We start from the raw sequence: 9,842 nt of genomic DNA on the forward strand, positions 1-9,842 counted from the left end.
TACCTCAGAAGCCCGATAAGTAGCGGGCGTATTGAATCGTCATCTTGACGGAGGGCCGAATCGAGCCGTCCGCCAGCGGCGTGCCGTCGTTCTTCGACGGTTTGGAGTTCACTTCCAGCAGCCACACTTTCCCGTTCGAGTCGACGGCCAAGTCCACCCCCAGCTCGCCGAAGTGCCCCTTGACCTGCTTCTCGATGCCGCCGGCAATATCAAGCGCCGCTTTGCGCAGGTTGGCGGAGACAGACTTCTGCATGGCGGCGCTCAGATTCGTTTTGGCCAATGCTTCCCTTACTTTGCTGAGCGTGCCGCCCCGTGCAAGATTGGAGACGAAATGATTGCTGCCCGCAATCCGCGCCACCGTCGAGGTGACGACCCATTCTCCTGCTTGCCCCCGCTGTACCAGCGCGCGAAAGTCCACCGGCCTGCCGCTGATCTCGATCAGCTGCAGCCCTTGCTGGATCTGGTAGCTGCGTTGCTTCAGCTTGCTGGCCATTGCGCTGAAGGCGGCGGCTAGACTGGGGTACGATTGGCGCGTCGTGCCGGTCAGGTTCGTGAAGTGGCAGGTGATGGACTGCCCGTTCAACCGGGTAATGCGGATGATGCCTTTGCCCAGGCTGCCGGTGATCGGCTTCAGGAATACGATCGGGTATTTGGCGGACATCGTTTTCAGCATGGCGAAATTTTTGAACAGATGCGATTCCGGCAAATACTTCCCGAGCGACGGATCGCCCCGGAGGGCATCGAACACTTCGGTTTTGTTCAAATATTTTTCGTTGAAAACCTCGGTTCCGTAGCGCTGCTTCACTTCCCGCATAAAATGCTGGACGCTCGGCTTGTTCTCCAGCTTGCGGGTTGTCAGCCGGTTGTACACCACATCCGGAATCGGGAACGTCGTTTTGTGCCATCGCCCGGAGTAGCTCCAGCCTTCCAAGTGCTGATTGTTCGCCGGAATGCCGCCGGTCGTGAAGAAGAAGACGAAGCCGCCCAATGCTTTGCAGCTGTCGACAAGCTCCTTGCAGAACGTGGTGTTGGTGCCGAAGGGTTTGTCGGAAGCCGAGTATACTTGGGTCATCATGACGCCGATCAAGGGTCCGAGCGCCAATGTACGGCCGCCCGCTTTATACGAGAAGCCCACATGCGAGTTGTGGTGCAGACCGAGCTTTTGCGCCAACGATTCGCTCATGCGCATGCCTTCCAGGTGCTGAACCGGAATGACGGTCACATAAGATCGGTAGGAGCCGAAGCGAAGCAGGATTGACGAATGGGCCTGAATTTTGTGCTGCTTGAGGAACCGTTCGCCAAGCCATATCGAATGATCGCCGATCAGGGTGCCCGAGCTCTGCACTTGAATCATTATTTTCGTACCTGCCATGATTGGTCTCCTTCAGAAGCGCCCTCTAGTTGTTCGCTTGCTCGTTGACAAATAACTACTTCATCATATGAGGACATATATCTTGTGGTGCTTCGGTTTTTCACCTTAGGCTCGGTCCGAATGCGGCTTTCGGGGCATATCGGCTTGCGGATTCGCATAAGATGAACCAACATGTACAAGTTGGAGGGGACAAGAGTGAAGCGGTGGAGAAACGTCATTTACATGAGCCTCGCGCTCATCATGTTGATTTATGCGGTGCCTCGGTTGGAAATGGGGAGCGGCTGGACATTGCCGACGGTAGCCGGAGTTGTGTGGATCGCGCTCGCGCTGACGGTCGTGGCGGCGCATTTGCATCGCATTCTCGGCGTGGATGAGACGCAGGAGGACGAGGCGCGGCAAGTCCGTCAAGTCGCGCGGATGAGGCGTCAGCAGTGGCTGCAGCGGCAGGTTGACCGGCAGGCGGGGAGGAAGTAGAGGAAAGGCGGGAAGAGCAGGAAGAGCAGGAAGAGTAGGAAGAGTACGAAGAGCAGGAAGAGTAGGAAGAGCAGGAAGAGCAGGAAGAGCAGGTGAGGCAAGGAGGGCGGGGCTGAGGAGGCCTTGCCTTTTTTGACATATCAGAAATTGTAAATCCTTTACAGGACTAAAGCGTAAGGGGTACGCCTGCTAAGCACGGATGGGGTGAGGCAGAACGATAACGCTACGCCGGAGACCGTCGATTAATTGTGGACTGTTTTCAAAGTCGGCTGTGAAATGGCGTCAGATCGACGTTTATTTTTCCTTTAGAATTATCATCCGCAGAAAATCGCTCTAAAGGGCTGAAAACGATGCATTTTTAGTTTCGCTCAAGTTTAATCACAATGAATCGACAGTCGCTGGTGTAACGCTATTTGGCCGGAACAAAGCCGGAACAGCGAAATAGCGTTTATGCGGGAGCGTTATTTGTCTGACGAGAGGTGCAGGTGCCCTCCGCCCTCTCCGCAATGTTGTCAGGTTAAGGACAATAAGCATGCTATTTGAAGGAAAGTGGGTGGGTGTTGCGTCAGGCCGAGCTCGGGGCGGTCACAGAAGCCCTTATTTCATCCTAAAGTAGCTTGAGGGTTGGATTGGCGGACACAGATGCGCTTATTTGCCCTTTCGCCCCCTCAAAACCTCACTTTTGGCCCCAATAACGCATCGTATGTCCGCTTACCCCGTAAAATAGCCATTTTGTTCACAAATAAGGGCCGTATGGTCCGCTTACTCGCCGCTGTGGAGTCCCTAACCTGACAGCATTGGCCCTCTCCGTCCCCCTTCCCGTGTGCCAACTAAACACAACCGCAATAAATGGAGCGGTGATTGTTCCGATGAAAAGGCAACATACGCTCTAGTCCGACTTTTCCGGACTGCGTGGCGGGAGCGAAGGGGGAAGCGGTCTCTAGTCCGAATTTTCCCATTTGCAGAGCCGGTTGTGCACGCTCCCTCTGAAAAACGCCGCTCTAATTCGGCCGATTCGGACTACAGAGCTGTTCCGGTCGGAGAGGCGCGCGCTAGTCCGATTTTTTCGGACTAGGGAGCGAGGGTACAGGCGCCACGCTGCTCGATAATGCAGCGGGTATAGCTGGCGGGAATGCGGCGGAATGGGGCGATCATGGATCGTCCTAGAGGATGGTTTTTCGGAACAAACGTAACGCGATGAATGAAAGAAGGACAGGAGAGGGCAGGAGGAGGGAGTGGAGAAGCGAAGCGTCCGCCTCCCTCAGCCCCCTTTCCATCAAGGGCCATGCTACAACAGCCGGTCGGCACCTCTCTTCCTGCCCTCTCCACGCGCTAACGGAATGCCACGACCAAGGACCATCAGGGGATCTTCCCTCATGATTTTTCTTATTTGCTGCTAAGGAGAGACCTACTGGCTCAGAAGTAGGCGTGAAGTGCGTGGTTACTTGGCTGAGGTCGGAGGGGTGTGCAGGAATGCGGAGGAGGGCGCCGGGAGAGCTGATACTTATGCTGACCTTTAGTGTTAACGGACAATGTGCTGCTAAACTTTTGGCTGGACAACGTTCATAACGTTATCGCGCCAACCAGTTGAAAAATAAGAACATTTGTTCTATAATAAAGAAACAAAAAAGACGCTCGCGAGAAGCGCCTTCCATTTATACATTCAAACTATCGGCGAGGGAAGCGACGGGCTGGCGCCATGGAATGTCGTCCGAAGCTCCTTTGACCGAGAAATGATTGCAAGTGCCGATGCCGATCGCCGCTTTGCCGGCGTGTTTGTCGTAGTAGTAGCACAGGCCGTTTAGCATGTCGGTGCTGACTCGATAGAACTTGCAATTGTAGCAGCTGGACTTCAATTGGGGGGAGATGCATTTGTAGCTCATAGGCCATCAACCTCCAACTGATGGACCGCATGCTCGGACAACGCTTGGAACATGCGCGCCTTGTGGCTGATTTCGAAGGCCAGCTTTTTGATCAGCGCGGTTTGTTGAGGCTCGCGGAGCAGCTCCAGCTCGGATTGATATTGGTGCAGCACCGTTTGAATAGCAATTTCCAGGTTTTGTCGGTCGACCGTCACTATCGGCATGTTCTCACCTCGTTGGCTGTTCAACGTTCTGGAAGCGGTGGTGCAGGGCAATCTAGGAAAAAGGACCCTTTTCGGCCGCAGGTCGCAAGTCTTAGCTGTTAAAAAAGGAACCCTTTTATCCTAGAATTATTTCCAGAATAATGGATTCCTGTGCTGGGTGTACACAACTTTTCGGACGCACTAATTATTGTTTACAAATCAATATGGATATGCTACTATTCTAATTTTTGAAATTGGAATTGGATTTTTGTACCAAGTCTATCATCATATTTTTGTTCGTGAAGGAAACGGTCGTGTTTTTCGTCCCCTCCGCAGCGGGCTCGTCGAAAAAGACCTTGCACTGTTTGTCGTCGAATTGCTTGATCTTGTTCATGTTCACCAGATTGATGCGATCGAGCTTCTGGAAGCCGAGCGCGCCCATTCGTTTCGCCAGCTCCGAGAGCGTGTCCACCAAGTAGAACTTGTCATCGGCCGTATGGAACACGACGGTGCGTTCTTCCACTTCCATATAAAGCACATCATCGGCATCGAGGACGAGCAGCTCGGGATCATGCAATGGGTGACGGGTGACGGCAAATTTCATCAAACTCACTCCAGAATGGACTTGCAAGCCTAGGACTTGCTATAGCCTGTCGATGGATTGGAAAATTATGATAGCTGTTCCAGACGATATTATATTCATCCTACTATAATGTAATGAAATTGAAAAGTGAAAATGGTCATTTCGTCGGCTAGATTCGTAGATTATTTGTGATTCCGGGACGAAATTACTATAATGAGAGTAGTACAGGCAGGTACAGTTTCGACGATCGGGGTGGAATAGATGGAGGAAATGCTTCACGAAGCGGTGACGAAGCATGAGCAGCTCATTCAATATATAGCAGGGCTTAAGCTGGGGACGAAAATTTCGGTTCGGAAAATCGCCAAGGAGATGGACGTCAGCGAGGGTACGGCGTATCGGGCGATCAAGGAGGCGGAGAATCAAGGCTACGTCAGCACGCGCGAGCGGATCGGAACGATACGCGTGGAGCGCAAGCTGCGCAACAATATCGACAAGCTCACCTACGCGGAGGTCGTCAATATTGTCGACGGTCAAGTGCTCGGCGGGACGCTCGGGCTGGACAAGTCGCTGAACAAGTTCGTCATCGGCGCGATGGAAGTAGAGGCGATGGCACGCTATATCGAACCCGGCAATCTGCTTATCGTAGGCAACCGCGTGCCGGTGCACCGTTTCGGACTGGAGCACGGAGCGGCTGTGCTTATTACGGGGGGCTTCGACACGAATGAGGAAATCAAACGGCTGGCGGACGAGCTGGCGCTGCCGATCATTTCATCGAGCTACGATACGTTCACAGTGGCGTCCCTCATTAACCGGGCGATTTACGACCGTCTGATCAAGAAAAAGATTACGCTTGTGGAAGATATCATTGAAGCGGATGCGCCTCCGCGCTCGCTCAAGAGCAGCAGCACGGTAGCGGACTGGGAGAAGCTGCTGGAAGTGACCGGCCACAGCCGGTTCGCCGTCGTCGACGAGTGGAACCGGGTGATCGGGATGGTAGCGTCCAAAGATTTTATCGGCGTACCCAAGGAGCAGACACTGGACAAAATTATGACGCGCAACCCGCTCACCGTCAATCCGCACACGTCGGTCACGTCGGCCGCCCACATGATGGTGTGGGAAGGGATCGAGCTGCTGCCGGTGGTGGACAACAAAGGCAAGCTGCTCGCCGTCATCAACCGCCAGGACGTGCTGAAGGCGCTCCAATACATCCAGAAGCAGCCTCAGATCGGCGAGACGTTCGAGGATTTGATTCTGATGGGCTTCGAGGAGCATAAGGAAGAGTCGGGACAGCTCACATACCGGGGTGTCATCACGCCGCAAATGACGAGCCATCTCGGCACCGTGTCCGAAGGCGTGCTCACGACGCTCATGACTCAGTGCGCCTACCGCGCGCTCAAAGCTCAGAAGAAAAGCGATTACGTGCTGGAGCATTTCTCGGCGTATTTCTTGCGCCCGCTTCAACTGGAGAGCCGCATCGAGGTTCGGCCGCGCCTGATCGAGCTGAGCCGGAAGTTCGGCAAGGCGGATGTGGAGATCCATCACAACGGCTCGCTCGTCTGCAAGGCGATGCTGGCGGCGCAAGTCATCGATTGACATCGGCTGCTGAACCCGACATGCCTACGGTCTAGGAGTCGGTCTTCATCCGATCGAAATAGCCATGGTTGCGGATGCCGGCGAACAGGTTGAACAGCCCGATCAACATCATGACGGCGCCGATGATGACGCGTACGGTCGATCCGCTGAACATGAGCATCTGGACAAGGGCGATGGCGATCAGCATGATGCCCATGCAGATGTTCATTTTGGCGGCTTGCAGCCCTCGCAGCTTCGCATTCGTCTGCTGCCGGTGCTTGAAGCTGAAGTAGACGGAGCCGCCCAGCGTGACGAGAATGACGGCGGCGAGCAGCGTTTGTAGCACTTGTTCGAACATAGCGAATAACTCCTTCTATTAATATATACGCGTATTACTTTATCGATTTTGGCGGCGAAAATCAATGCAGCGAGGGACAGGGGGATGACGGAATGAGCGGATTCGTACATTTGCATGTGCATAGCGAGTACAGCTTGCTGGACGGAGCGGCACGAATCGAGGAGCTGGCGGCCCAGGCCGCGCGGCTTGGCATGAAGGCGCTGGCGCTCACCGACCACGGCGTCATGTACGGCGCGATCCCTTTCTATAAAGCGTGCAAAGCGAACGGCATCAAGCCGATCATCGGCTGCGAGGTTTACATTACGTCCGGGTCTCGGCACAACAAGGTTTCCCGGCAAGACAATCCGACCTACCATTTAATTTTGCTCGCGAAGAACGAGACGGGCTATCGCAATTTGATGAAGATATGCTCGAACGCCCATTTGGAAGGTTTCTATTACAAGCCCCGCACCGATATGGAGCAGCTCGCTCTGTACTCGGAGGGGCTCGTTTGTCTTAGCTCCTGTCTCGGCGGCGAAGTGTCGCAGCATCTTCTCCATGACCGGAAGGAAGAGGCGAAGGCGGCGGCGGAGCGGCATCGGGCGATTTTCGGCGACGACTATTACTTAGAGCTGCAGGACCACGGGCTGATCGAGCAGAAGAAAGTGCTGCAGAGCATGCAGGAGCTGAGCCGGGAGACGGGCATTCCGATGATCGTCACGAACGATGCGCATTATGTGATGCCGCAGGATCACGACATGCAGGATGTGCTCATCTGTATCGGAACCGGCAAGACGCTGGAGGACGAAGCCCGGTTGAAGTTCCATACGGAACAAATGTATTTGAAAAGCCCGGAGGAAATGGCCCGGCTGTTCCCCTTTGCGCCGGATGCGTTAGCCAACACCGTGCGGGTGGCGGACAAATGCGGGCTCGAGCTAGAGCTCGGTCGCTCGATTCTGCCGCAGTATCAGCCGATCCCGGCGTCCTATGGCGGCAATGCCGTGCGGTATTTGGAGGTGCTGTGCGAGGAAGGTTTGAAATCGCGATATGCCGGGCTTCCTGCTTGGACCGGGGAAGGAGGCGCCGAATACCGGGCGCTGCTCGAGAAGCGGCTTCGATATGAGCTCGGCGTCATCGCGAGCATGGGCTTCTCGGACTATTTTCTCATTGTGTGGGATTTCATTCGCTACGCGCACGAGAAAAGCATCGCGGTCGGACCGGGCCGGGGTTCGTCGGCGGGCAGTCTGGTCGCCTATGTGCTGCGGATTACCGATGTCGATCCGATCCGCTATGGATTGCTGTTCGAACGGTTCCTGAACCCGGAACGAATCTCGATGCCGGATATCGACATCGACTTCAGCGATGAACGGCGCGACGAAGTGATTGAGTATGTCGTGGACAAGTACGGCAGCGAGCATGTCGCACAGATCATCACGTTCGGGACGATGGCGGCCAAGGCGGCCGTGCGCGACGTCGGACGCGTCTTGGATTTGCCCTACGGCGAAGTGGATCGTGCGGCCAAGCTTATCCCGAGCATGCTCGGAGTGACGATCGAGGAGGCGCTGAAGGCGAGTCCGGAGCTGAAGGAGCTGTGCGAGAAGCAGAAGAGCACGGCTGATCTACTCGCAATGGCGATGCGGGTCGAGGGCTTTCCGCGCCATGCCTCCACGCATGCTGCCGGCGTCGTTATTTCGCGCGAGCCGCTGACCGACTATGTGCCGCTGCAGGAAGGCACGGAGAAGGTCGCGCTGACGCAATATTCGATGGAAAACCTGGAAGCGGTCGGGTTGCTCAAAATGGACTTTCTCGGTTTGCGGTATTTGTCGATTATTGAGCGGACATTGCGTTGGATAGAGGAGCGTCGCGGCATCCGCATCGATTTCACGCGTATTGCGGACAGCGATCCGGCTACTTACAATATGCTCAGCCATGGCGATACGACGGGCATTTTCCAGCTCGAGTCGGCTGGGATGCGTCGGGTGCTGAAGGAGCTCAAACCGAGCCAATTCGAGGATATCATCTCGGTGCTCGCGCTGTATCGGCCGGGGCCGATGGAATTCATTCCGAAATATATTCAGAGCAAACACGGCCACATGGAGCCGGAGTACCCGCATGAATCGCTGAAGCCGATTCTGGGCGATACGTACGGCATTATCGTGTACCAGGAGCAGATCATGCAGATCGCCTCGCAGATGGCCGGCTTCAGCCTGGGAGAGGCGGATTTGCTGCGACGCGCCGTCAGCAAGAAGAAACGCGAGGTGCTCGATGAGCAGCGGGCAAAGTTCGTCGCCGGCAGCTTGGCGCAAGGGTTTCAGGATGAGGATGCGAACAAGGTATACGATATGATCGTACGTTTCGCCGATTACGGCTTCCCTCGGGCGCATGCGACGGCTTATGGCGTCTTGGCGTTCCAGACGGCCTATTTGAAGGTGCATTATCCCGTCGAATTTATGGCTTCGATGCTTGCATCGGTCATGGGCAATCATCGCAAAATCGCGGAATACGCCGACGAATGCCGTCGGATGGGCATTCCGGTGCTGCCGCCGGACGTCAACGAGAGCGGCATCCAGTTTACGCCGGTGCGCTCGCCGGAGGAAGGCGGTTCAGGCGCGATACGCTTCGGGCTGGCAGCGATCAAGAACGTCGGCGTGCAGGCGATGGAGTCGATCATCAAGGAGCGTCGCGAGAAGCCTTATGAGCATCTAACCGACTTCTGCCGCCGCGTCGATCTGCGCGCCTGCAACAAACGCGTCATCGAGTCGCTCATCCAGGGCGGAGCGATGGATTCGATGCCGGGCCACCGTTCCCAGCTGATCGCCGTGCTGGACGAGACGATCGAAGCGACGCAGAAGTGGAAGAAGGAGCGGGAGGATTTGCAGCTTCACTTGTTCGGCTTCACCGAAGAGACGAACGTCTCGATCGAGTATCCGGACGTGAGGCCTTACACTCCGATGCAGATGCTGGAGCTCGAGCGGGAGCTTGTCGGCCTCTATTTATCGGGTCATCCGCTCGATGCCTATGGGGAGGTTGTTGCCGGCTTGCAGGCGGATCAGTTGCATGAGCTGTCCGATTATCCGGACAACCAGGAGGTCTGGGTGCCGGCGATGGTCGTCTCGAGCAAGTCGATCATGACCAAGAAGGGCAAGCCGATGGGCTTCGTCGAGCTGGAGAACCGGATCGCCCGCGTCGAGGCGGTGCTCTTCCCCGAGGTGTGGGGAAGAAGCGGGTCCCTCGTGCAGAAGGGCGCGGCGCTCTACGTGAAGGCGAAGCTGCAGCATCAGGACGAGGACGTGAAGCTCCTCGTCGACCAGCTGTACCCGCTCGGCGCGGAGAACCTCGCGCAGCGCGTCGCGGCGTCGCAGCGGCGCCAGGCGCCGGCTGCGGGGCAAGGGCCGGGGCCAGCGCAGGCGCGCGAGCGCGCCGGGCCAGCCACGGCCCC

8 protein-coding genes are annotated in these 9,842 nt (G+C 56.1%); 3 read left to right on the forward strand and 5 right to left on the reverse strand.

Going from position 1 to position 9,842, the window contains the following annotated elements; genetic code table 11:
• Positions 1-4 precede the first annotated feature (4 nt).
• On the reverse strand, positions 5-1,372 hold the full coding sequence (locus PKO02S_RS18055) for a YheC/YheD family endospore coat-associated protein (RefSeq protein ID WP_127585239.1): 1,368 nt from the start codon (positions 1,370-1,372) through the stop codon (positions 5-7).
• Between the two features lie 195 nt (positions 1,373-1,567).
• On the opposite strand from PKO02S_RS18055, the gene PKO02S_RS18060 reads away from it, so the two are divergent.
• Positions 1,568-1,846: a hypothetical protein gene (locus PKO02S_RS18060; protein WP_246067110.1), complete on the forward strand. Its 279-nt coding sequence runs from the start codon at positions 1,568-1,570 to the stop codon at positions 1,844-1,846.
• 1,655 nt (positions 1,847-3,501) lie between these two features.
• Here the strand turns inward: PKO02S_RS18060 and PKO02S_RS18065 are convergent.
• The 3 genes from PKO02S_RS18065 to PKO02S_RS18075 all read right to left on the reverse strand — a co-directional run bounded on the left by PKO02S_RS18065 (position 3,502) and on the right by PKO02S_RS18075 (position 4,515).
• Positions 3,502-3,729, reverse strand: a complete 228-nt coding sequence (locus PKO02S_RS18065) for a hypothetical protein (protein WP_127585241.1) — start codon at positions 3,727-3,729, stop codon at positions 3,502-3,504.
• Complete coding sequence (locus tag PKO02S_RS18070; RefSeq protein ID WP_127585242.1) at positions 3,726-3,932, reverse strand: hypothetical protein; 207 nt, start codon at positions 3,930-3,932, stop codon at positions 3,726-3,728. Before PKO02S_RS18070 ends, PKO02S_RS18065 begins: the two co-directional genes overlap by 4 nt.
• Before the next feature lie 220 nt (positions 3,933-4,152).
• Complete coding sequence (locus tag PKO02S_RS18075) at positions 4,153-4,515, reverse strand: LytTR family DNA-binding domain-containing protein (protein ID WP_127585243.1); 363 nt, start codon at positions 4,513-4,515, stop codon at positions 4,153-4,155.
• A gap of 240 nt (positions 4,516-4,755) precedes the next feature.
• Here PKO02S_RS18075 and PKO02S_RS18080 point away from each other — a divergent pair, with 240 nt between their 5' ends.
• Positions 4,756-6,087 (forward strand): DRTGG domain-containing protein, encoded by a 1,332-nt coding sequence (locus tag PKO02S_RS18080; protein ID WP_127585244.1) that lies wholly within the window; start codon positions 4,756-4,758, stop codon positions 6,085-6,087.
• A gap of 31 nt (positions 6,088-6,118) precedes the next feature.
• Here PKO02S_RS18080 and PKO02S_RS18085 read toward each other — a convergent pair whose 3' ends face one another.
• Positions 6,119-6,424, reverse strand: coding sequence for a YtpI family protein (locus tag PKO02S_RS18085; protein ID WP_127585245.1), 306 nt, complete (start codon positions 6,422-6,424; stop codon positions 6,119-6,121).
• A 92-nt stretch (positions 6,425-6,516) separates the two neighbouring features.
• On the opposite strand from PKO02S_RS18085, the gene PKO02S_RS18090 reads away from it, so the two are divergent.
• Positions 6,517-9,842, forward strand: a 3,326-nt coding sequence (locus PKO02S_RS18090) for a DNA polymerase III subunit alpha (protein ID WP_127585246.1), incomplete at its 3' end; no start/stop codon positions are given.

The sequence above is a fragment of the Paenibacillus koleovorans NBRC 103111 genome, assembly GCF_004000845.1.
Lineage (GTDB): Bacteria > Bacillota > Bacilli > Paenibacillales > NBRC-103111 > Paenibacillus_AA > Paenibacillus_AA koleovorans.

Coding starts and splice junctions, on each gene's coding strand:
- PKO02S_RS18085 (WP_127585245.1), bottom strand. CDS start 6,424: ATGTTCGAACAAGTGCTACAAACGCTGCTCGCCGCCGTCATTCTCGTC.
- PKO02S_RS18075 (WP_127585243.1), bottom strand. CDS start 4,515: ATGAAATTTGCCGTCACCCGTCACCCATTGCATGATCCCGAGCTGCTC.
- PKO02S_RS18080 (WP_127585244.1), top strand. CDS start 4,756: ATGGAGGAAATGCTTCACGAAGCGGTGACGAAGCATGAGCAGCTCATT.
- PKO02S_RS18065 (WP_127585241.1), bottom strand. CDS start 3,729: ATGAGCTACAAATGCATCTCCCCCCAATTGAAGTCCAGCTGCTACAAT.
- PKO02S_RS18070 (WP_127585242.1), bottom strand. CDS start 3,932: ATGCCGATAGTGACGGTCGACCGACAAAACCTGGAAATTGCTATTCAA.
- PKO02S_RS18055 (WP_127585239.1), bottom strand. CDS start 1,372: ATGGCAGGTACGAAAATAATGATTCAAGTGCAGAGCTCGGGCACCCTG.